General features: G+C 69.5%; 19 protein-coding genes. 9 read left to right on the top strand and 10 right to left on the bottom strand.

Annotation, left to right across the window (positions count from 1 at the left end; genetic code table 11):
• Positions 1 to 15: 15 nt before the first annotated feature.
• From HYQ63_RS36750 to HYQ63_RS36770, 5 genes are all read right to left on the bottom strand, one after another.
• Entirely contained in the window at positions 16 to 1,038 is a 1,023-nt protein-coding gene (locus HYQ63_RS36750; protein WP_179938010.1) for an aldo/keto reductase, read from the bottom strand.
• A gap of 267 nt (positions 1,039 to 1,305) precedes the next feature.
• Positions 1,306 to 2,184, bottom strand: a complete 879-nt coding sequence (locus HYQ63_RS36755) for a helix-turn-helix transcriptional regulator (protein ID WP_179938011.1) — start codon at positions 2,182 to 2,184, stop codon at positions 1,306 to 1,308.
• 275 nt (positions 2,185 to 2,459) lie between these two features.
• Positions 2,460 to 3,185 carry a hypothetical protein gene (locus HYQ63_RS36760; protein WP_179938012.1) on the bottom strand — a complete coding sequence of 242 codons (726 nt, stop codon included), beginning with the start codon at positions 3,183 to 3,185 and terminating at the stop codon, positions 2,460 to 2,462.
• A gap of 23 nt (positions 3,186 to 3,208) precedes the next feature.
• A complete protein-coding gene (locus HYQ63_RS36765; protein ID WP_179938013.1) occupies positions 3,209 to 4,372 on the bottom strand; it encodes an NAD(P)/FAD-dependent oxidoreductase in 1,164 nt (387 codons plus the stop codon).
• Positions 4,369 to 6,393: a LodA/GoxA family CTQ-dependent oxidase gene (locus HYQ63_RS36770; protein WP_179938014.1), complete on the bottom strand. Its 2,025-nt coding sequence runs from the start codon at positions 6,391 to 6,393 to the stop codon at positions 4,369 to 4,371. Before HYQ63_RS36770 ends, HYQ63_RS36765 begins: the two co-directional genes overlap by 4 nt.
• Positions 6,394 to 6,767: 374 nt before the next feature.
• Between HYQ63_RS36770 and HYQ63_RS45725 the strand changes: the two genes are divergently transcribed.
• Positions 6,768 to 7,319: a hypothetical protein gene (locus HYQ63_RS45725; RefSeq protein WP_179938015.1), complete on the top strand. Its 552-nt coding sequence runs from the start codon at positions 6,768 to 6,770 to the stop codon at positions 7,317 to 7,319.
• Between the two features lie 73 nt (positions 7,320 to 7,392).
• Here HYQ63_RS45725 and HYQ63_RS36780 read toward each other — a convergent pair whose 3' ends face one another.
• The 3 genes from HYQ63_RS36780 to HYQ63_RS36790 all read right to left on the bottom strand — a co-directional run bounded on the left by HYQ63_RS36780 (position 7,393) and on the right by HYQ63_RS36790 (position 10,543).
• Positions 7,393 to 8,598, bottom strand: a complete 1,206-nt coding sequence (locus HYQ63_RS36780; protein WP_179938016.1) for a CdaR family transcriptional regulator — start codon at positions 8,596 to 8,598, stop codon at positions 7,393 to 7,395.
• Positions 8,599 to 8,883: 285 nt separating this feature from the next.
• Positions 8,884 to 9,519, bottom strand: a complete 636-nt coding sequence (locus HYQ63_RS36785) for a CBS domain-containing protein (RefSeq protein ID WP_179938017.1) — start codon at positions 9,517 to 9,519, stop codon at positions 8,884 to 8,886.
• Between the two features lie 337 nt (positions 9,520 to 9,856).
• Positions 9,857 to 10,543: a PepSY domain-containing protein gene (locus HYQ63_RS36790; protein ID WP_179938018.1), complete on the bottom strand. Its 687-nt coding sequence runs from the start codon at positions 10,541 to 10,543 to the stop codon at positions 9,857 to 9,859.
• Between the two features lie 338 nt (positions 10,544 to 10,881).
• Here HYQ63_RS36790 and HYQ63_RS36795 point away from each other — a divergent pair, with 338 nt between their 5' ends.
• From HYQ63_RS36795 to HYQ63_RS36825, 7 genes are all read left to right on the top strand, one after another.
• Positions 10,882 to 11,334: a carboxymuconolactone decarboxylase family protein gene (locus HYQ63_RS36795; RefSeq protein ID WP_257232376.1), complete on the top strand. Its 453-nt coding sequence runs from the start codon at positions 10,882 to 10,884 to the stop codon at positions 11,332 to 11,334.
• 95 nt (positions 11,335 to 11,429) lie between these two features.
• Positions 11,430 to 12,632 (top strand): MFS transporter, encoded by a 1,203-nt coding sequence (locus HYQ63_RS36800; RefSeq protein ID WP_179938019.1) that lies wholly within the window; start codon positions 11,430 to 11,432, stop codon positions 12,630 to 12,632.
• 31 nt (positions 12,633 to 12,663) lie between these two features.
• The gene (locus HYQ63_RS36805; protein ID WP_179938020.1) at positions 12,664 to 12,840 is read left to right on the top strand and encodes a hypothetical protein; all 177 of its coding nucleotides are present in this window, start codon (positions 12,664 to 12,666) and stop codon (positions 12,838 to 12,840) included.
• 111 nt (positions 12,841 to 12,951) lie between these two features.
• Positions 12,952 to 14,394, top strand: coding sequence for a GntP family permease (locus HYQ63_RS36810; protein ID WP_257232377.1), 1,443 nt, complete (start codon positions 12,952 to 12,954; stop codon positions 14,392 to 14,394).
• Positions 14,395 to 14,425: 31 nt separating this feature from the next.
• Positions 14,426 to 15,664, top strand: a complete 1,239-nt coding sequence (locus HYQ63_RS36815; RefSeq protein ID WP_179938022.1) for a CaiB/BaiF CoA-transferase family protein — start codon at positions 14,426 to 14,428, stop codon at positions 15,662 to 15,664.
• Entirely contained in the window at positions 15,661 to 16,602 is a 942-nt protein-coding gene (locus tag HYQ63_RS36820; protein ID WP_179938023.1) for a hydroxymethylglutaryl-CoA lyase, read from the top strand. Before HYQ63_RS36815 ends, HYQ63_RS36820 begins: the two co-directional genes overlap by 4 nt.
• Positions 16,599 to 17,573, top strand: coding sequence for a D-glycerate dehydrogenase (locus HYQ63_RS36825; protein ID WP_179940901.1), 975 nt, complete (start codon positions 16,599 to 16,601; stop codon positions 17,571 to 17,573). Before HYQ63_RS36820 ends, HYQ63_RS36825 begins: the two co-directional genes overlap by 4 nt.
• Positions 17,574 to 17,630: 57 nt before the next feature.
• Here HYQ63_RS36825 and HYQ63_RS36830 read toward each other — a convergent pair whose 3' ends face one another.
• On the bottom strand, positions 17,631 to 18,431 hold the full coding sequence (locus HYQ63_RS36830) for an IclR family transcriptional regulator (protein ID WP_179938024.1): 801 nt from the start codon (positions 18,429 to 18,431) through the stop codon (positions 17,631 to 17,633).
• Between the two features lie 28 nt (positions 18,432 to 18,459).
• Here HYQ63_RS36830 and ilvA point away from each other — a divergent pair, with 28 nt between their 5' ends.
• Positions 18,460 to 19,725: a threonine ammonia-lyase IlvA gene (gene ilvA / locus HYQ63_RS36835; protein WP_257232379.1), complete on the top strand. Its 1,266-nt coding sequence runs from the start codon at positions 18,460 to 18,462 to the stop codon at positions 19,723 to 19,725.
• Positions 19,726 to 19,849: 124 nt separating this feature from the next.
• On the opposite strand, the gene HYQ63_RS36840 is transcribed toward ilvA, so the two are convergent.
• A complete protein-coding gene (locus HYQ63_RS36840; RefSeq protein WP_179938026.1) occupies positions 19,850 to 21,364 on the bottom strand; it encodes a triacylglycerol lipase in 1,515 nt (504 codons plus the stop codon).
• Positions 21,365 to 21,366 lie beyond the last annotated feature (2 nt).

The following is a 21,366-nucleotide window of genomic DNA, read 5'->3' on the forward strand; positions in this document are numbered from 1 at the left end:
CGGGTGCCCGGCCGATCAGCGTCGGCGGGCTGCCGGTTCCAGGGCGGGGTTGATGTAGCTGGTGTCGGCCGGGTTGATGACCGTGCCGGGGGTGACGATGGCGTCGATGCGGTCCAGGACCGCCGGGTCCAGGACCACGTCGGCCGCGGGCAGCTGCGTCTGAAGGTGGTCCAGGGTGCGTGGGCCCATGAGGACCGAGACGACCGCGGGGTGGTTGAGGGCGAAGGCGATGGCCATCTCGATCAGCGTCATTCCGTTGTCCTCGGCCAGGTGGGCGAGGGCTTCGGTCGCCTCGAGCTTGCGCTGGTTGACCGGTAGGGACATGTCGAAGCGGTCGGCGAGGCGCTGCCGCGCCGGTGAGGGGGTGGGCAGGTCGGCGTCCTGACGCCAGAGGCCCGAGAGCCACCCGCCGGCGAGCGGGCTGTAGGTGATCACGCCCATGCCGTGCCGGGCGGCGGTGGGGAGGACGTCGGCCTCGATGCCGCGTACCAGCATGGAGTACGGCGCCTGCTCGCATACGAACCGCTCCAGATGGCGGTCCCGGGCGGCCCACTGGGCTTCGACGATCTGGCTGCCGGGGAAGGTGGAGGATCCGATGTAGCGGACCTTGCCCTGGCGTACCAGGTCCGTCAGCGCGCCCAGGGTCTCTTCGATGTCGGTGTCGGGTGAGGGACGGTGGACCTGGTAGAGGTCGATGTAGTCGGTTCCCAGTCGGCGCAGCGAGTCCTCGACGGCGCGCATGATCCAGCGCCGGGAGTTGCCCCGCTGGTTGGGGTCGTCCCCCATCGGCTGGTGGAACTTGGTGGCCAGGACGAGGTCGTCACGCCGTCCCTTGATCGCCCGTCCGACGATCTCCTCGGACTCGCCCTGGGAGTAGACGTCGGCGGTGTCGATGAAGTTGATGCCCGCGTCCAGGGCACGATTGATCGTCCGGGTGGACTCGTCGTGGTCGGGGTTGCCCCACGGGCCGAACATCATCGCGCCCAGGCACATCTTGCTGACGGACAGGCCGGTGCGGCCGAGCAGACGGTGTTCCATGATCGCCTCCAAGGGACGAGTGCGGTTTCTTGAATCGGGGGGCGGGAGGGCGGAGTTCATCGGGCTCCGCTGAAGTCCACGAAACCAGCGGCCGCGCTCCGCAGACAGGCACGCTTGTGAGGGGTAACGACAGGGACCCCCTCGAGGCGGCCAGAGGGCGCGCGGAGGTGACGCAGGTGGGATCCCGGCCGCCAAGGCATTCAGAGGGGTTCGAGGCACGGGGTTGCCGCTGGGCCGGGAAGCCTGCGGAACGGGCCGGACCCTGCGTCAGTGCTCCGTGTCGGACCGCGCGGCAGCGCCGGCCTGGTTCCGGGTGGCTGCCCAGCTGGCCAGGAGCTGCAACGCGTCGGCGGCAGGCGTGCCGGGATCCGCGTTGTAGACGGTGATGGACAGACCGGCGTCGCCGGGCAGGTCAAGACTCTCGTGGACCAGTTCCAGATCGCCCACCACCGGGTGCCGGAACCGCTTGGTTCCCTCGGTGTAGACGTGCACGTCGTGCGCGCCCCACAGGGTGCGGAAGGCATCGCTGCGGGTGGACAGCTCCCCGATCAGGTTGTGCAGCTCGCGGTCGTAGGGATTCTTGGCGACCTCGACCCGCAGCACTCCGACTCCGTCGCGGGCCACGCGCTCCCAGTCTCGGTAGAACAGGGGCGCCCTCGGGTCGAGGAAGACGAACCGGCAGGGGTTGACGGGCTCGTGCTCGAACGCCTGGCAGTGCAGGGCGCGGGCGAGCGGGTTGGCCGCGAGGATGTCCATGCGGTTGTTGCGCACGTAGGCCGGCTGGTCGTGCAGGCCCTCGACGATGCGCAGCACGCTGGGCCGCACGGTGGTCTTCTTGGGGCGGCGCCGGACACGGGCGGGGCTTGCGTTGGCCGCACGGGCCAGATCGTACAGATGCTCCCGCTCGGTCTCGTCGAGCCGCAGGGCCTGGGCGAGCGCGTCCAGGACGCTGTCGGAGACCCCGCCGAGGTTGCCGCGCTCCAGGCGCGTGTAGTACTCGACGCTCACCCCGGCGAGCATCGCGACCTCGCCCCGGCGCAGCCCGGGCACCCGCCGCTGCCCGTACACCGGCACACCCGCCTGCTCGGGCGTGATCTTGTCGCGGCGAGACTTCAGGAATGCGCTGACTTCGGCCCGATTGTCCATGGGGCCAGCGTAGGAAGACGACGCGGCGGGTGGGGGTCCCTGTCAGTACCCCTCACAGCAGGGACCCCCACCGCCGGTGCCGGAACCGATCTCGGTTCCGCCGATCCTGGAGCATCGCGCCCTCCCGGACCTCAGAGGGATGTCCTCGACATCTCCCCCAGAACTGCGATCTTCATGATGATCCCAGACGTGGCGGATTGAGCTCGTCGAGCAGTTCACGGGCGACGTTGGCCAGTTCAGCGGCGAGGTGGTCAGCCGCAGCCGTCGTCGCCCACTCAGTTGTTGAGGCTGGTGTGGTTCCACCAGCCCTGCCGACCGGCCTTGAAACTGATCGACGCACCGGCTCCGTTGATCGTGGCGTCGTACCTCTGCCCCTTCTTCAAGGGGCTCTCCGTCACGACACCGTGTGGGTCCTCGATCGACTCGATGGTGATGTCCGGGACCTTGCTCAGGAGCGTGGGGTCGATGTTGCGCGGCTCAGTGATGGTGATGACTTCGTCCCAGTTCGGCTTCTTCGCGAGCTCGTGCGCAATGTGTACCTCGTCGTCCTCGCCGAACAACAGGTAGGTGAGGTAGGTGGGGTATTCCAGGCCTCCGAGCTTCCGGAAGTACCGTACGTCCTCCGCCCTACAGACCGCGTCGGTCTGCTGCCCGTTCAGCATCTTCTGGAATTCCCTCGAGCCGTCAGGTTTGACAATGACCCGTTCCAGCTGGACCTTGAAGGTCTTGCCCTGCTTGAGGTCCGCGAGCGGGAAGTGTTCGGGGGAGAAGAGGCTGTAGAAGACCCTCTTGTCCTTGTTCTTCTCCAGATCCGCGAGATACGCGTCGCGCACGGCGTCCGCGAGGCTGAGGGTCACGATGGCCTGGAAGGCATGCGCCTCCACGTTGTAGAGCGCCAAGTGGTAGGAGAAAATGCGTCTCTTGCCGATCAGCAGAAACCGGTGGAGACCATGCAGGGCTCCGCTGTCGGGGCCGGCTCCGTGGTCCATTTCCGTGGTCATGACGTGCTGCGCCTTTCCTGTGGTCAGAAGGAGGAGTGGGGGAGCTCGGCCAGGCGCCGCGCCCAGAAAGAGCGGTGGATCCAGCGGGCCTCCTGGGCGTGGATGAGACGGTGGCCGCGCAGATACGCGGTCCGGGTGGCAGCTACCTTGTGCGCGTAGGCGGCGAGGGCTGAGTCCTCGCCGTAATTCACGCGACTCAGGCGGGCGTCGACGGCCCGGCCCGCGCTCATCCCGGTGTAGAGGGCGGTGAGGACGCCCTGGGAGGAGAGCGGGTCGAAGGCGACCGCCGCGTCTCCGGCGGCGGTCCAGCCGTCTCCGTACACCCGGTTCAGGTGCGCTGTGTGTGCGGCGGCCCGGCGGGGCGCGGCGGATGGCGTGGGCCCGTGCCGCCGGGCCCACCGGGACACGTGCCGGGTGGCCAGCATCCGTCGGCGGAAGTGGCGTGCGGTGTACGGGGCGGCGGGCAGGTCGGTGTCGGTGAAGTAGGCGACCAGGCGCCCGCCGGAGGGCTGCGGGGCGGTGTACCACCAGCCGTCCTCGTCGGACTCGATGAGCGAACAGCGATCGGTGTCCCGCGGGTCCGCCTCCAGGGGCGCGTGGAGGGCTGTGAGCCGGTCCCGGACCTGCCGTCGGGCCCCGCACCGGACGGCGATCGCGGCGGCGCGGCCGGTGGCGTCGATCACCCAGCGGCAGCGCACCGTACGCTCGCCACCGGCCCCGGTATCGGCAGGGCCCGTGCCGCCGCGCAGGGACAGAGTCCAACCGCGGTCCGGCTGCCGCGCCGCTCCGCGTACGGCCGTGCCCTCGGCGACCTCGGCCCCCGCCGCGCGGGAGGCGTCGCGCAGTCGCCGGTCGAAGAGCCGCCGGTCGAGGTGCCAGCCATGGCCGTGCGGATCGTTGATGAAGTCCACGGCGTGCAGGTCGGCCGAGCCCCACGCCGAAAGATTGCCGTAGCAGGGCAGATGCCCGGACCTGAGAACGCGGTCGGCGACGCCGAGGTCGCCGAGCAGGACCCGCCCGGCGGGCACGAGCGTCTCGCCGACCTTCGGCGGCCCGGTGCCGGCGTCCGCCAGCAGAACCGTACGGCCGGCCCGGGCGAGCGTGAGCGCGGCGGCGCAGCCTGCCGGGCCGCCGCCCGCCACCACGACGTCGTAGGTTTCCCCGCCGGGGGCGGGCGCGGGGCTCACAGCGCCTCGTGGAAGGGGTCGAGTCTCTCGAGGTATCCGGCGGCGATCTCCTCCTCGCGGTAGCCGGTCGCCTCCACTGCCTCGCTGACCGCCCGTGCCACGTACTCGGCCTCGACGGTTTCGGGGGCGGGCCCGTCCGCGGGCCAGGTGCCGGCCGCGGCGGCCAGCACGGGCACACCCGCCTCGAGCACCTGCAAGTTGACGAGGTTTGCCGTGTCCATCGCCTGGTCGAGCGGTGATGCGGGGCGTGACTCCACGTGGATGCGGTCGGGGAACTTCCCGTCGCCGACGGTGTAGTCGCGCACCTCGACGATCCCGAGCTTCGGCCAGTCCGCGATCATCTGGTTGCGCTGCTGGTTCGTATTGCCGTTGAGTCCGCGCAGCCAGGTCGCTCGCCGTTCGAACGCCTCCTCCCGGGCGCTGTCCTCGCCGCCGGTCGGTGGTGTGTTCACCTTCTCGAAGTCCTCCACCTTGAGTACGTGGTTGGGCACGTGGGCAGGCCAGAAGGTCGGCAGGTACGGGCTGTAGCGGGGCCCGAGGTCCGGCACCAGCGCCTCGTAGCCGGAGCGGCAGCTCGCGGTGTCGGCCTGCCATGGGGCGGCCATCCAGCGCGTGAGATCTCCAGGCCCTTGCGCGTACAGTGGGCCGTTCTTGATGGCCGCCTCCTGCGGAGTGAGCATCGGCCCGAAGTCGGGCTCCGACGTGCCCGAGTTGCGGTGCAGGATGCGGAAGGGTTCGGCGAACATGGTCGGGTGCCTGATCGGCCAGGTGACCTCGCACCCCGGGTGGAACGCCTCGGCGGCACAGTTCTCCAGGGCCGCCCGGTCCAGCAGCCCCGGCTGCTCCGCGACAGGCGCGTCATCCACGGTGGGGCGGGACGCTCGCAGCGGGGCGGCCTGGAACGCGCCGTCAGCCCAGCGCTGAAGCAGCCAGTCCTGGAACGGGGACAGCGTGATGTGCTGACGCACGGATTTGGGCTTGCTGGCCATGGCGTCGCCGTAGAGCCATGGCCACGGCAGGGGCGACATCCCGTCGCGGCAGTAATCGCGCAGGGCCACGTACATCTGGCGACGCAGTTCCCGGTTGCGGTCGGACGGATCGGCGAGTCGTTTCCGCATGGCCGGGGCGAGGAAGAAGTTGGGGCCGTTCCAGCCGAATTGCGTCGCGAAACCCCGATTGACCCACTGTAGATCGCAGAATCGCCGCAGAATCGGCTCGATGTGATCGGCGAACGAAATGATCTGCGGGCGGGCCAGTGAACCGGCCTCGACGAAGACATCGAAGAGCAGGTCGTAGAGGGTGCGGATGGACTTCACACCGGGGGCGTAGTCCGGAGGACCCACCACGACCCAGGCCGGGGTGGCAAGGAGTTCCCTGCCGTCGATACGGACCTTCGCCGTCACAGGGCCGTCGGACACGTCGTCGTACCAGGTGTCGTTGTTGGCGACTCCGGTGATCGGTTTGTTCTTGTAGGAGGCGGAGCTTCCCCTGCCGCCGAGCACCACCAGGCGCCCGTCGGAACGGGTGGAGATCTCCCCGAGGTACACCGCATTGCCCATGACTTTGCCGGAATCGAACTTCTTCGTCTCGGTCATCGAGCCGCGAACGGTCCGGCTTCCGGGGTCGTTGACCAGCTTCTTCCGGTCGGCGTCCACGACGTCGGCGTTTCGCCGAGCGTATTGCCCAGCCGCCAGCATCTCGCCCTCGGGGATATCGAGCGGCAGATGGAACTGGTACCAGGCGGCCTTTTTGTTGGCCAGGTGCACCGTCCACTGGATCTCGGAGACACCCGCGTCGCCCGGCTTCAGCTCCCGTACGACCTCCCCTGCGGCGTTGTAGCCGTACACCCGGAAACGCGCAGCCTGCCTCCGGATCGCCCCGGAACTGTCCTTGTAAGAGCCAAGGTCCATGGGTTTCTGGTCCGGTGATTCCGGGCCGATGAAGGGCGTTTCGATGCTGTTGCCCACCCGGGCGACACCAATGGCAGGGTGGATCTTCACCTGCACGATCTGACCGTCCATCGAAGAGCCTTCCCTTGCGGGCCCGTGGAGTCCGGTCACCAACGTAAGATCTCGCAATTCCGGCCGCACACCGAGACTGCCGAATGGGTGTACGGATGCATCCTGCGGCAGGTTCCACGTCTCGTGCACCATCAGCCCTTCGAAGCCGACCCTGCGCTCCACGTACGTCGTCACCGACCGGTCTTGTAGCCGGTTACGGCTCCGGACATGATCCGCCGGACAGGGCTTGGAGCCCGGAGGCCGTTTGCGCGGATTGACAGTCCGGCGCCCGTCGCGGACAGGCGTTTTCTCCCTGGTTCACGAAGACGCGCCGGGCGGCCGGGCGGAAGGCTGTGCGGCGTCACTTCGCATCCCCTTCCGAGGAGGAACACCGAATGACCCGACACGGAATCAGACTCACCGCGCTGCTGGCCTCCACCGCGGCCCTCACCGGCGCCGCTCTCTGCGCCGGTGGGACCGCTCAGGCGGCGACCTCGGCGAAGGCGCCGACGGCCTCCGCGGCGACCACCTGTACCGACCCCAAGACGGGTGTGCCGCTCACCGCCACGATCGAAGGGGACAAGAACGCCAACGCCATCTGGGGCACGCCGGGCAGCGTCGTCAACGCCTTCTCGGGGGACGACTGGGTCTTCTCCGACCTGATCAGCTCCTCCGCCGTGGTCTGCCTCGGTGACGGCTCGGACAACTTCAACCCCAGCGACCCGACCAATGTGTCGGTGGGGACGTACTTCGGCGTGAGCGGCCAGAACGGCAACGACAACATCACGGGGGGCACCGGCAACGACTACCTCTTCGGCGACAGCCCCGACAACGCCTCCCACTCCGGCAATGACACCCTGATCGGCGGCCCCGGCTACGACATCGCCAACGGCGGTCCCGGGATCGACCGGTGTGACGCCGAAGTCGAGATCAACTGCGAGCTCTGAGGACGGGCGCCGGGGGCCTCGTAGGCCGCTGGGGGAGCCCGAGCGGCCTACGCCCCGCCGGCACACACCGGGCTCATGTCGTCCAGGCGCCGGAGGAGGCCCTGGCGACCACGGCGCTCAGGATGCGGACGCCACGGGCGGATCCGGGGTCGACATCGGTGAGCCGCCGCACCCGCTGGAGACGGTAGTCCAGGGTCCGCGGATGGATGTTCAGCGCGGCGGCGGTGTTCCTGCGGTGCATGTCATGGGCGTAATACGTCTCCAGGGTGGCGAGCAGCTCGGGTCCCCGGGCGAGGCTCCGGGCCATGCCGGACAACCAGGTGTCGATCTCGCGGTCTTCGGCAACGGCCAGTTCGACGAAGACATCGGCCAGGGTGTGCAGGCGACGGGGTACGGGCTGGAGCGGAGCCGCCAGGCTGATGCGCCGGGCGCGCGCGTACGCATCGGCCAGCGCGCGGACGCGGCCCGTACTGGTGCCGACTGCGCAGGGCCGCGCCACCGCCTCGCCGGCGTCGCGGACGAAGGCGAGCGCCCGGTCCCGCGCGGACCGGTCGCGGGCCGGCCCGGCCGTACCAGGAGCGCGGTCCTGGTCGGCGGGTACCAGGGCCACCAGCTCCTCCGCCCCGGGCCAGGCCATCGGCACCCGGTGGCGGGCCAGGAGGGCTTCGACGATCCCCTCGCGCCCTGCGGTGTCCGGGGCGGTACGGCCGGGGACACGGACGACCACCACCTCGTACGATGCGGCCAGGCTCATGCCGACGGCACGGGCGAGGCCCGAGGCCAGGGAGTCGTCGGCGAGGAGGGCCGTGGTGAGCGCGCGGACCCGGGCCACGAAGGACAGGCGGCGCTCCTGCTCCGCCACATGGCCGCGGGTGTAGGCGTCGATGCCGCGTGTGCCCTGCGTGGTGAACCAGACCATGAGGCGCATCAGTTCATCGGTGTTCTCCGGGCCGGACGCCTCCTGGATCTCCCGGAGCATGAGGTTGGTGTGCAGACCGAGGACCCGCCGCCGGGACGCGGCGGACATCCCCGTCCTGGCCCGCGATGCGCCCATCCACGCGATGTTGTCGAGATCCTCCTGGGTGAGGGGAGTGCCCTCGGGGGCTAATTCCAGGGTGCGGCGTCTGAGCCACACCGCGTAATCCAGCGCTTCGGCTCTCAGCCGCCCGTCGTCCTCCACGAACCGGTACTCGGGGATCTCCCGTCCGTAGACCTCGACTTCATGGCGTGCGTCGTCCAGGGTGCGCCGGGCCAGTTCGGCGAAGAGGTGACTTCCCATCGGTCGGTGCCTCCGTCAGTCTTTCGGGAACTCCCGCAGGACCGCACGGGGACAGCTCCACGCAGGGGCGGTGCTCCACGCGGCGTTCCCGAGATCGGATGAGTCGAGGCCGAGCATGCCACCACTCGACGGCGGGTGGTCGGCATGGGCCGCGTTCCGTGCGCGGAAATTCACTTCGCCGCCCTGCGCGCGACCGTCTCGGTCAGCCGGACGGCGGGCCGGGGTGCAGACGTGGGAGGACGCGCGTGCGCCCGACGGAGAAGCAGTTGATCGCCGGGCGCACACTTAGCCCGGGGCGGTGAGGTGGGCGTCCACGGTGACGACACCGTCGACGCCCTGGCAGAGGCCCACGACCACCGGGATGAGGCGCGGTTCCGGGACGTGGCCCCGAAGGGTGACGTCCCCGTCACGGACCTCGACCGCGACGGTGCCCTCGTCCAGGCCGAGGATGCGTCCCAGGACGTCCTGCTCGACCTCGTCGCGGATCTCGACGTCGGAGCGGATGAAGGCGTCGAGCAGGTCGCTGCGGCTGACGATGCCAAGGAGCCTGTCGTCGCCGACCACCGGCAGCTGCTTGACGTGCCGCCTGCGGAGTTCGCGTGCGGCCCGGGGGATGGTCCAGTCGGCGCGGGCGGTGAAGACGGGGCTGCTCATGAGCGCGCCTGCGGTCCGGGCCCGGGCCTTGCCCCAGGCGCGCTCGTCGTTCCCGTACTGCCCCTGTGGATCGGGCATGCCGGTCTCGTGCCGCAGCACGTCGGACGCGGACACCATGCCGAGGGGGGTGCCGTTGACGTCGACGACCGGGGCCGCGGCGATGTCGTTCGCGTCCAGCAGGGCGGCGACTTCCTGGAACGGTGTGTCGGGCCGGAAGGTGATGACCTCCTCGGTCATGACGTCACCGACCGTGCGGCGGTGCAGCATGGCATCGGCCTCCTCCGCTGTGCGACGGGGCGGCCACGGTCGGACCGCCCGGGCGGGCCACGCGCGGTGCGTCGGCCTCCGCGGCCCTGCCGGCTCGTCCACGCCGTCCTCCCTACCCATGACAGCACCGCGCCGCTCCGGCGACCAGTGACGTTCGGCCTGGCGGGGAAGGCCGGCGGTCCTACGGCCAGGAGTGCGGCGCTCACTCAGCGTCCGCTCCCGATGCCCACGGGCCCCGCCCCCGGAACGGACGAAGGGGCCGCGGCCGCCGGACAGTGGCGGGTGCGGCCCCTTCGGGCTCTGGGGGAGGCTTCAGGCGGGCGTTCTGGTTGCCTGATCAGTCGTCGTCGCCGTCGTCCTGGTTGTCGTTGTCGTCGTGGTCGACGTGCTGGCCCAGGACCTTGCCGTTGGCGGCGTCGACGGTGATGTCGTGGCTCTTGTGGTCCTTGCCGAGGACGTCGACCTCGTAGACGGTGGCGCCGGTGCGGTCGTTGTCGTCCAGGCCGAAGGAGGTGACGGTGCCGGGGACGGCGTTCAGGGCCTGGTCGGTGGCCTTGTCGTAGCCGGTCTTGTCGCCCTTGATCAGGGCCTGGGTCTCGCGGGCGTCCTCGGCGGCGTCGTCGTCGCGGTCGGTGTGCTGGCCCAGGACCTTGCCGTTGCCCGCGTCGACGGTGATGTCGTGGCTCTTGTGGTCCTTGCCGAAGACGTCGACCTCCCAGATGAGGGAGCCGTTGCGGTCGGCGGTGTCGAGCTCGGCGGAGGTCGCGGTGCCGGGGACGGCCTTCAGCGCCGCGGCGGTGGCCTGGTCGTAGCTGACCTTGTCCGCCTTGACCTGGGTGCGGTCCTGGGCGGTGTCGTCCAGGTGGCGCTCGCTCTGGTTCAGCTGGACCGAGGACTTCGGGGCCGGGCCGTCGTCGTCCGCGAAGGCGCTGGCTGCGCCCGTGCCGCCGATCAGGGCGATGGCGGCGGCCGTGCCGAGGACGACGGCGCGGGGGGTGAGGGTGCGCTTGGCGGTGGCCTTCATGGGGGACGTTCCTCCGGTTCGTTTCGCGGTTTCGCTTCCGCCGGTGGGCCCTGTCGCGCCCTTCCGACACCCACTACGTTGCCGAACCGAACCTGAACGCAGCCTGAAGTCCTGAAGCCGTCTTCAGGTTCAGGCCATGTGATGTGCCTTCACTCGCAGCCCGCGCCGCGGCTCTTCCTGGCCGGGTGGCCGCGATCGAGGCGCTTTGGGACTTGGGGAGGTAGTTCTTGTCGGGGCCCGGGTCGGCTTCGGCGGCCCAGGGCTCCGGAACATTGACCCATGTTTCTGCCGTGGAAATGCACCATACCCCGGGTCTTTTCCGCTCCTAGATTCACAGCATGACAACGTTCCAGGTGCCTCAGCGCATGAACTTCTCGACCATCGCCCCCAAGGTCTTCAAGGCCGTCCTGGCCCTCGACTCCGCCGCCCGGGAGGGACTCGATCCCGTCCTGCTGGAGCTGGTGCAGATCCGCGCCTCCCAGATCAACCGCTGCGCGTACTGCATCGATTACCACACCTCCGACGCCCGTAAGGCGGGGGAGACGGAGGAGCGCATCTACCAGCTCCCCGCCTGGGAGGAGTCGAGCCTGTTCACGCAGCGGGAGCGGGCGGCCCTGGCGCTGACCGAGGCCGTCACCCTCCTGCCCCAGGGCGTGTCGGACCGGGTCTACGAGGGGGCGGCCGAGCACTTCGACGAGAAGGAGCTCGCCCAGCTCATCGCGCTCATCTTCACCACCAACGCGTGGAACCGGATGAACGTCACCACGCGCAAGACGCCCGGCACGGAGTAACCGACGTTCCACCTCACGGGGCGGTGGCCCATCCACCGGGGCTGCCGCCCGTGGCCCGCCATGGACCGTTTTCCTCACGAAGGGCTGATGAAGCCGTGACCACCGTCGACACACCGGTGTCCGCCGCCACAGGCCGTTCGCCCGTCAAGGGCTGGCTCGCCGTCCTGGCGGTGTCCCTGGGCATCTTCTCCCTGATGACCTCCGAACTGTTGCCGGTGGGCCTCCTCACCCCGGTCGGCTCCGCCCTGGACGTCTCCGAGGGCACCGCGGGACTGATGGTGACCGTTCCCGGCCTGGTCGCCGCCGTCACGGCGCCCCTGGTCACCGTGGCCACCGGTCACATCGACCGCCGTATCGTGCTGGCGCTCCTGATCGGCCTGATGGGCGCGGCCAACCTGGCCTCCGCCTTCGCGACCAGCTTCGCGGTCATCCTGGTCGCGCGTTTCCTGATCGGCATCAGCGTCGGCGGTTTCTGGTCCATCGCCGGTGGCATAGCGATGCGCCTGGTGCCGGAGAAGCACGTGCCCCGGGCCACCGCCGTCGTCTTCGGGGGCGTGGAGACCGCTTCGGTCCTGGGCGTCCCCACGGGGACGTTCCTCGGCGACTTCAGCGGCTGGCGCACCGCGTTCGCCGCCGTGGGCATCCTCGGACTGATGTCCCTGGCCTTCCTGCTCGTCCTGATGCCGAACGTGCCAGCTCAAAAGACCATCACGTTCGCAGACCTGCCGAAGGTCTTCCAGGGCAACGCGGGCGTACGGGCCGGGATCGCCATCACCTTCCTCGTGATCACCGGTCACTTCCTCGCCTACACGTTCGTCAGGCCGATCCTCCAGGACGACGGAGTCGACGACAACATGATCGGCGTGCTGCTGCTGACCTTCGGCGTCGCCGGTATCTGCGGCAACTTCATCGCCGGAGCGCTCATCGCCAAGCGGCTGCGGCAGACCGTCGTAAGCATCTCCGTGGTCCTCCCCGCCGCCATGGTGCTCCTCGCGCTCGTCGACAACACCGCCGTCACCGCGGGCGCCATCCTGATCCTGTGGGGCCTGGGCTACGGCGCGGTGCCGGTCACCTTCCAGACCTGGATCCTCGACGCCGCACCGGACACCAGCGAGGCGGCCTCCTCGCTGTACGTCTCCACGTTCAACCTGTCCATCGCGCTGGGTGCGTTCGCGGGCGGCCTCGCCGTCGACGGCATCGCCACCGCGAGCGTGCTCTGGACCGGCGCCGCCCTCGCTCTCCTGACACTGCTCGTGGTGGGCGTTGCCCGCCGCACCGCGGCCGTCTCCGCCGGGTGAGGTCTTCCCTCCACAGAAGGCTCCCGCCCAGGTGTCCTCGGCCCTCAGCGAACCCCTGCTGGGCACGCTGGCAGCCTTTCGGCAGGCCCGGCCCCGCGTCGACCTGCACCTCACGGAAGTCGACACCGGTCAGGGCCGGGAAGCCGTCGCTCGGCACGAGACCGACCGTGCCGTCATCCGGCCCAGCGCGCCGGTGCGCGGGCATTGACCCGCATCGTGGGCTCGTGCTCATAATGCGGGCCATCGGGTCGAGCCGCCGGCTTCGTATACGCCCCACTCCGCACAAAACCGGACGGTAGGCATGTCGGATACCGCAATCTTGCTCAACACAGCCATCGCCGTGATCGCCATCGTGTTCCTGATCGTGCGGCTACGGATGAACCCTGTCGTCGCCCTGGTCCTGGGCGCCTGCTATCTGGGTCTCGCGACCGGCCTCGGGGTCGACAAAACCGTGAAGACCATCAGCAAGGGCTTCGGCGACGTCATGGCCGACATCGGACTCCTGATCGCGTTCGGAGTGCTCATCGGAGCCCTCCTGCGCGACCTCGGAGCCATCGAGCGACTCGTCGACACCCTGTTGCGCGTCGCGGGCCCGAAGCGGATCCCCCACGCGATGGCCTTGACGATCGCGACCTTCCTACAGTCCATCTATCTGGACGTGCTGCTGGTGATCACCGGTCCGCTGGCCAAGGGCATAGCCGCCAAGCTCGGCCGATACGGCACCGCTCGCATGGCCACGGCCCTGGCCATTGGGCTGGAGTGCGGCATCGTCTTCACGGTCCCAGGTGCCGGAGCGCTGGCGCTCGCCGCGCTCCTTGACGTGCCGCTCGGCACGTACCTGCTGTACGGGCTCATCGTCGTCATCCCGACCGTGACCATCGCCATCGCCGTCATGAACTTCGCGCTGACGCGCGGCTGGTGGAATCCGGCACTCGATGAAGAGGACGTTCCCGGCCCGGCGCCGAGCGCGCCCGCGGACGGCGGTGCGGCCGACGACGCGTACCCCGTCGGCCGGAACACCCCTGCCGGCGGAACCATGACAGCAGCGGTGGAGGTGAAGGCCCGCACGCAGCCGCAGCCACATCCGCAGCCACATCCGCAGCCACAGCCGCAGCCGCAGCCCAGACTCCTCCTCCTCTTCTCGCCCCTCCTCGTCTCCCTCCTTCTCATTGCCACCGGAGCCCTCGCCGAGGTGGCAGGGTGGCACAACCCCTTCGTGCAGTTGCTCTCCAGCCCGGTCGTGGCCCTGCTGCTCGGCCTGGTCGCCACCTGCCTCGTCGCCCGGCGCCACCTTGGGCAGCCCCGGGTGGACGCCGCGCTGAGCAAGGGCATGCGCGACAGCGGACAGATCCTCCTCCTCAACGGTGTCGGAGGCTGTCTCGCAGCGGTGATCGCTGCCTGCGGACTGGGGCACATCCTCGGGGATTACTTCAAGGCCAACACGTGGGCCCCGCTTTTGATGGTGTGGCTGGTGGCCGCCGTGCTGCACGTCGCGGTCGGCTCGGTGACGATCTCCGCGATCACCGCTGCCGGCCTGCTCGCGCCGGTGGCCCCCACGCTGGGCCTCGATCCCGTACTGATCGCCCTGGCTGCCGGAGCCGGATCGTTGTTCTTCGTGCACCTGACCAGCAACACCTTCTGGCTGCTCCAGTCCCTGATGGGCCAGACCACCCGCGGCGCCCTCAAGACCTGCTCGGTCGGGGTCTCCGTCGCCTCCGTCGTCGCGATGGGCCCGATCCTCGCGCTGAGCGCCATCCTCTGACCCCCTCCCACCCACCTGACGTTAGGACACCATGACGAATCGCAGCACACAGTTGCCGCTGCACGGAGTGCGTGTGCTCGAACTCGGCAATTACATCGCGGGCCCCACCGCCGGACGGCTGCTCGCGGACTTCGGCGCCGAGGTGATCAAGATCGAACGCCCCGGCACGGGAGACGAGTTGAGGAACTGGCGGCTCTACGCCGGTGATGTCTCGATGCTCTTCCGCACCATCAACCGCAACAAGAAGTCGGTGGTGCTGGACCTGAAGACGGATCGTGGCCGGACAACCGTGCTGGAACTGGTGCGGCGATGCGATGTCGTGATCGAGAACTTCCGCCCCGGCACGCTGGAGCGCTGGGGACTCGGCCCCGCGGCACTCGAGGAGGCCAACCCCGATATCGTCCTGGCCCGCATCTCCGCGTTCGGTCAGTCCGGGCCCCTGTCGGACCGCCCGGGGTTCGCCGCGGTGGCCGAGGCCATGGGAGGTCTGCGCCACCTGGTCGGAGAAGCCGACCGCCCGCCCTCCCGGGTCGGAGTGTCCATCGGAGATTCGATCGCGGGCCTGTACGCGGCGTTCGGCGCCGTGATCTCGCTCCTTCAACGCGAACGGGTGCCCACGAAGGCGCCGTTGTCCGAGCGCACGGTGGATGTCGCCTTGCACGAGGCCGTCTTCTCGATGATGGAATCCCTTGTTCCCGACTACCTCGCCTACGGCCTCGAACGGCAGCGGGTCGGCGGCAGGATGGAGGGCATCGCCCCCACCAACGCGTACGAGTGCGGGGATGGGCCCAGCGTGGTGATCGCCGGTAATGGCGACGCGATCTTCCGGCGCTATATGCGGGCCATCGGTCGTCCCGATCTCGCCGACGATCCCGGACTACAGACCAACGCGGAGCGATGGGCCCGTCGTGACGAACTCGACGGCGCGATCAACGCATGGACCACGACGCTTCCTCGTGACGAGGTGCTCAAAGCCCTCGACGCCGCAGGCGTCCCGGCGGGCCCGATCTACACCGCGGAGGACATCTGCGCGGACCAGCAATTCGCGGTCCGCGGCATGATCCAGCGGCTGCCGGTCCGCATAGCGGCAGAGGAGCCCCAGGAAGTGGGATTCCCCGGGATCGTCCCCGTCCTCGGCGAGAAGTCCCTGGCCGTCCGATCCCTCGGCCCCGACCTCGGCGAACACACCCGACAGGTGCTCACCGGCCTGCTCGGCAAGGACGACGAGGAGACCGACGCGATCATCATGGAGATGGAGAAGAAGCAATGAGTACACCTGTGACTCTGCGCGATGTGACGCTGCGCGACGGCCTCCAGCTCACCGGCAAGCCCTTGTCCACCGACCGCAAGGTGGCCGTCGTCCGCGAACTCCTCTCCCTCGGTATCCCCAGCCTGGAGATCGGCTCGCTCGCCAATCCGACCCTCGTCCCGCCCATGGCCAACACGCTGGATGTGATCGCACACCTGAATCCGGACGAGCTCGCCCGGTCCTGGGTCTGGGTGGCCACCCCACGGCACGTCGAGAAGGCGGCGATGGCGGGCGCGGTGAACTTCCAGTACTGCCTGTCGGCATCCGACCGCCACAACCAGGCCAACATCGGCCGGTCGACCGAGGACAGCCTCGCGGCCATGCCGGCGGCGATCGAGCACGCCCGCTCGGCCGGCGGGCGCATTCAGCTCTGCGTCGCCACGGCGTTCACCTGCCCGTTCGACGGAGCCGTCCCGGAGGAAACGGTGCTACGGATCGCCAATGACCCCCGTACGGAGGGCGCCGAGGACGTCGTGCTGTGCGACACCCTCGGGCAGGCCGTGCCCGCTCAGGTGACCAGCCTGGTCTCCACCGTGGCAACGCGATCGCCCGCGCGGCGGATCGTCTACCACGGACACGACACGTGGGGCATGGGCGTCGCCAACTCCCTGGCCGCGGTGGCCGCCGGAGCGAGCGAACTGGACGGCGCGCTCGGCGGCCTCGGCGGCTGTCCGTTCGCCCCCGGCGCCAGCGGGAACGCCGCGACGGAAGACCTGCTGTTCGCGCTGCGTCCCGACTGGCTGACGCCGGACACCTTCGGCGCCGTGGTGGAACTGGCCGACGGGCTGCTGGCAGAACTGGACGAGCCGAACCGCTCCAGGGCAGGCCAGGCGGCCCACTCCAGCACCACCGCGTTCGAGTGGGCCGTGGCGGCACCGGATGCGCAGGCGTGCCGATGAAGTTCCTGGTGACAACCCCCATCCCGGCTCCCGGAATGGACATTCTTCAGGCGGCCGGTGAGGTGTACGTACCCGACCGGCAACTGTCCGCGGACGAACTGCGCCGGGAATGCTCCTCGGGGAACGTCGACATCGTCGTCGCCCAGCTGACAGACGTGTTCGACAGAGACGTACTGGAGCACGCGAAGATCCGGGGCGTCTCCAACTACGCGGTCGGATACGACAACGTCGACGTGGCAACCGCCACACAGCGCGGAATCCTCGTGGGCAACACACCCGGGGTCCTCACCGACGCCACCGCCGACATCGCGATGCTTCTCCTGCTGGCCACGGCACGGCGCTGCGTGGAGGCGGACCGCTTCCTCCGCGCGGGGAAATACCAGGGCTGGCAGCCCGAGCTGCTCCTCGGAAGCGACGTCAGCGGGGCCACACTCGGACTCGCCGGCTTCGGACGGATCGCCCGGGCGACGGCTGAACGCGCCCTCGGGTTCGGAATGACCGTGCGCTACACCGCGCGCAGCGGCCCCGTACCCGCCGAGCGGCTCGGACACCTCGCCGGCAGGGTGCGGTTCGCCGAGTGGGACGACCTGGTGTCCACCAGCGACTTCCTTTCGCTGCACGTCCCGTTGACCGACGCCACACACCATCTCGTGGACGAGAAGACCCTTCGCGCCATGAAGCCGACGGCCTGCCTCGTCAACACGTCGCGCGGGCCCGTGGTGGACGAGAAGGCACTCGTCGAGGCGCTGCGCTCGGGCGAGATCGCCGGCGCCGGACTCGATGTGTACGAGGACGAACCCGCGCTCGCCGATGGCCTCGCCGACCTGCCCAACACCACCCTCCTGCCCCACGTCGGCAGCGCCACCCGCTCCGTCCGCGCCACCATGGCCGAGGTCTGCGCGAACAACGCCGTCGCCATGGGGCGAGGCCAGATGCCGGCCCATGCGGTGAACCCGGAGGCGTGGCAATGAAGGCCGTCGTGGCGGAAGCCGTCATCGTCGGGAGGGACGCCTCGACGGGCAGAGCCGTCAGGCCGGGTACCGGCCGCCGAGTGCTCGGGTGATCTGCTCGGCATGCTCCACCACCAGATCGACCCATTCGACGCACCGCTCATAGGGCATGCGCAGTGTCGGCCCGTGGACCATGAGCGCCCCGACCAGCTCCCCGGCCGAGTCGAACACCGGGGCCGCGAGGCCCGACGCACCGTCGATGCGTTCGCCGACCGTGATGGCATAGCCCTCGGAACGCGTCTGCTGGACCAGCCTGCGCAGTTCGTCCCGGTCGGTCACGGTGCTCTCGGTCAGCTGCGGAAGCTCCTCCCGCAGCACGCGCTCGGCGAGATCCGGATCCCAGGCCAGCAGCACACGCCCCGACGATCCCACGGTGATGGGGGCGATCTTCCCCACCGACATCTCCCGGCGGAGGGCGTGCCGTGTCTCGGCGACCGCGATGCACACCCGCTGGGTGCCTTCGGAGCGGAAGAAGCACGCGGTCTCCCCGGCCCGGTCGCGAAGGTCCTTCAGAGCGGGGTTGACCACTTGGAGGATGTCGAGGTCCTTTGCCGCGGCAGCCGCCCAGTAGGCCATCTTCACCCCGATCCGGAACGTGTCCTCGGAGCGGTCGAGAAACCCGTGCGCGACCAGGTTCGTCACCAGGCGTTGCACGGTCGAGGCAGGCAGTCCGGTCTGCTGCTGGATCTCGCGCAGGCTCATAGAAGGCCGGGCCAGTGTGAAAGCGTTGAGGATCTCGGAGATCTTTCCCAGGACGAGCAGCGGAGCCTGCTTCGACCCTTCGTTCGCCACCGTGGCGGACTTACCTCGGGCTGCCATGCGCCCAACGATACGACAGGAGGAACAGGTGACTGAGCACGGCGGGACCGGCGGCGTGGGCGCATCGGACGTGGTCGCGGCCGCACGACGGTGTGCGGAGGTGATCCGGCCGAGCCCCCTGCACCGCAGCGAGCGGCTGTCCGCGCGGTACGGATTCGACGTGTGGCTCAAGCGGGAGGACCAGCAGGCCGTACGGTCGTACAAGGCACGCGGCGCCTACAACCTCATCGCACAGCTGTCCGCGGAGGAACGCCGGCGAGGTGTGGTCTGCGCGAGCGCCGGCAATCACGGCCAGGGTGTCGCACTGGCCTGTGCCTCCCTGGGCGTGCCCGCCCGGGTGTACCTGCCGAGGACGACCCCCCGGCAGAAGCGGGACCGGGTGAGGGCATTCGGCGGCGAGCACGTCCGCATGATCGTCGAGGGCGACACCTACGACGACGCCAGCGCTGCCGCGATCGAATACACCCATGCTTCCGGAGCCACCCTCGTACCCGCCTTCGACGACCCGCGCACCATCGCAGGGCAAGGCACCGTGGTGAGGGAAGCCGTCGAGCAGCTCGGCCGCGCTCCGGACGCGGTGATCGTCCCCGTGGGCGGGGGCGGCCTGCTCGCGGGCGCCATCGCCTGGCTCCGTGAGACGCACCCGACCGTCCAGGTGATCGGCGCCGAACCGCAGGGCGCGGCGGGCATGGCCGCGGCCCTGGCCGCCGGAGGCCCCGTGACGTTGCCGGACATCGATCCCTTCGTCGACGGCGCGGCCGTACGCACGGTCGGCAGACACACCTATGCGGTCGTCGCCCAGCAGCCGCCTCGCATGCTCGCTGTACCGGAAGGCCGGGTCTGTGCGGAGATGCTCGACCTCTACCAGTCCGACGGCATCATCAGCGAACCGGCAGGCGCCCTGGCCTCCGCCGCGCTCGACCGTGATCCGGGCCTGAAGCCCGGCGCGACGGTCGTGTGCGTCGTCTCGGGCGGCAACAACGACGTGAGCAGATACGCCGAGATCGTCGAACGCGCGCTGCTCTTCGAAGGGCGCAAGCACTACTTCCTCGTCGAGTTCCCGCAGGAGCCGGGCGCACTGCGACGGTTCCTCGACGTCGTGCTGGGACCGGAGGACGACATCACCCTCTTCGAGTACGTGAAGCGAAACAACCGCGAGACGGGCCCCGCACTGGTGGGCATCGAACTCGGTGCGCCTGATGGCCTCGAGCCGCTGCTGGACCGCATGGGCAAGGTCCCGCACCGTATCGAGCGCGTCCCTCCGGACAGCCCGCTCTTCACGTTCCTGACCTGACATCCGGGCCCGCCCGGGCAAGCCGTGCCGCCACGGACAGCCTGCCTTCGCCCTGGTACCGGTAGCGGCCCAGCGGCCGCGGGCAGCCGTTGGGCAGAGTCACCATGACGGCGCGCTTCCTCTCTCACTCCCAGGGGGTCACGGTGAGCCGGATGCGCGCGCCGTCCCCGAGGATCGGGACGGTGGTGGCGGGCAGCTCGATGTGGTTCACCCAGACGCCGCCGGCGGGGGATTCGTCGCTGAGGCCACCGGCACCGGGGGGCCGGTGGTCCCTGATCGGGCCGGCGATGTCGGAGTTCCAGGTGGCCGAGAGCGCGGGTTCGGCCGCCGTGGCGTCGGCGCCCACGTCCACGACGAGGATGTCGTCGAAGTCGGCCGTCTGCTCCAGGTGGTCACGGAAGCTCAGCAGGCCGTCGCGCCGGCGCAGCGACAGGATCCGCAGATGCAGGGCGTACCGCAGGGTGCCGGACTCGCCGGACCGCAGTCTGGAGCTCAGGAACGTGTTCACCAACGGCACCGGCCCCTCCCCGTCCGCCGCACCGGTGGGCAATTGGATCGAGCACCAATGGGCGCTCATCCGCTCGTGGGTGACGATCTGTAGGCCGCGCACCGACAGCCGGACCTCCGCCTGCCAGGTCATGTCGGACGCCCGCGACAGCCGGTGACCGACCAGCTCGGCCTCCACCCTGCGGTCGCCGAACAGGAAACGCCGCAGGTTCTGGTAGCCCTCCTCGGAGTTGACCAGTCCGTAGCGTCCACTGTGGCTGCGGTGCACGTATGCCACATGTGCGCCGGGGACGTACGCGTTGTCAATCTGCACCAGGCCGTCGCTGCGGGGACCGACCACCGCCGCCGACAGCCCGCGCGCCACGTCGTAGTCGGTCGGATTGGTCCCGACCAGGCAGAACACTCGCTCGCGGGGGAAGGCGAACGGCTGGTCGGGCGTCATGGCCCGGGGGTCCCAGTCGTCCGGCGGGCCGTCCGGGTCGCGCAGTGCTCTCGGCGTCAGGTATTCGTACATCCGCTCCGGGCCGAAGATTTCGGCGCCGTTGATGCCGGTCAGGTCACGCAGCCGCTCCAGCAGGCCGAAACCGGCGTCGAAGGTGATGCCGCCGTGCGGGGTGCCGTAGGTGAAGAGCTTGCCCACCCAGTCGGCCGGATCACGTCCGAGGTCCGGGAGGATCTTCTGGATGAGGCAGCGGCACACCAGGCCGCCCATGCTGTGGGCGACCAGATGGACACGCGGCGCCCCGGACTTCTCCCTGATCGTCTCGATCAGCTTCATCAGGTCCTGTGCGGCGGTCTCCAGCCGGAACTCCCTGGGCTTCCTTCCCCAGGTGGTGGCTGAGGCGTCGTAGAAGCGGTGTACCCAGATGGAGTCCGGCGGGATCGTGTCGTGGGAGGCCAAGTAGAGTTCCTGGCCGCCGTCGACGAGGATCTGGTAACTCTCGTCCAGGTGCAGGCGCAGCAGCGGGCTCTCGAACTGGTAGAAGCACGGCTCGTTGTCCGGGCCGATACGGATGTGGGTGGAGCCCTCGTTGAACCCGTAGAAGGGGTCCGTCACCACCTTGTCGATGCCCGCGGTGTCGCCCGCGAAGCCTCGTACGTAGACGATCGGCAGCTTCTCGGCCCCGGCCATGA

Source organism: Streptomyces sp. Rer75 (assembly GCF_013414305.1).
Classification (GTDB): Bacteria; Actinomycetota; Actinomycetes; order Streptomycetales; family Streptomycetaceae; genus Streptomyces; species Streptomyces himastatinicus.

Bases quoted from the DNA above. Each gene is read 5' to 3' on its own strand.
- HYQ63_RS36755 (WP_179938011.1), bottom strand. From the start codon at position 2,184: ATGGACAATCGGGCCGAAGTCAGCGCATTCCTGAAGTCTCGCCGCGAC.
- HYQ63_RS36790 (WP_179938018.1), bottom strand. From the start codon at position 10,543: ATGAAGGCCACCGCCAAGCGCACCCTCACCCCCCGCGCCGTCGTCCTC.
- HYQ63_RS36760 (WP_179938012.1), bottom strand. From the start codon at position 3,185: ATGACCACGGAAATGGACCACGGAGCCGGCCCCGACAGCGGAGCCCTG.
- HYQ63_RS36815 (WP_179938022.1), top strand. From the start codon at position 14,426: ATGACGAATCGCAGCACACAGTTGCCGCTGCACGGAGTGCGTGTGCTC.
- HYQ63_RS36750 (WP_179938010.1), bottom strand. From the start codon at position 1,038: ATGGAACACCGTCTGCTCGGCCGCACCGGCCTGTCCGTCAGCAAGATG.
- HYQ63_RS36840 (WP_179938026.1), bottom strand. From the start codon at position 21,364: ATGGCCGGGGCCGAGAAGCTGCCGATCGTCTACGTACGAGGCTTCGCG.
- HYQ63_RS36780 (WP_179938016.1), bottom strand. From the start codon at position 8,598: ATGGGAAGTCACCTCTTCGCCGAACTGGCCCGGCGCACCCTGGACGAC.
- HYQ63_RS36785 (WP_179938017.1), bottom strand. From the start codon at position 9,519: ATGCTGCACCGCCGCACGGTCGGTGACGTCATGACCGAGGAGGTCATC.
- HYQ63_RS45725 (WP_179938015.1), top strand. From the start codon at position 6,768: ATGACCCGACACGGAATCAGACTCACCGCGCTGCTGGCCTCCACCGCG.
- HYQ63_RS36770 (WP_179938014.1), bottom strand. From the start codon at position 6,393: ATGGACGGTCAGATCGTGCAGGTGAAGATCCACCCTGCCATTGGTGTC.
- HYQ63_RS36820 (WP_179938023.1), top strand. From the start codon at position 15,661: ATGAGTACACCTGTGACTCTGCGCGATGTGACGCTGCGCGACGGCCTC.
- HYQ63_RS36825 (WP_179940901.1), top strand. From the start codon at position 16,599: ATGAAGTTCCTGGTGACAACCCCCATCCCGGCTCCCGGAATGGACATT.
- HYQ63_RS36830 (WP_179938024.1), bottom strand. From the start codon at position 18,431: ATGGCAGCCCGAGGTAAGTCCGCCACGGTGGCGAACGAAGGGTCGAAG.
- HYQ63_RS36795 (WP_257232376.1), top strand. From the start codon at position 10,882: ATGACAACGTTCCAGGTGCCTCAGCGCATGAACTTCTCGACCATCGCC.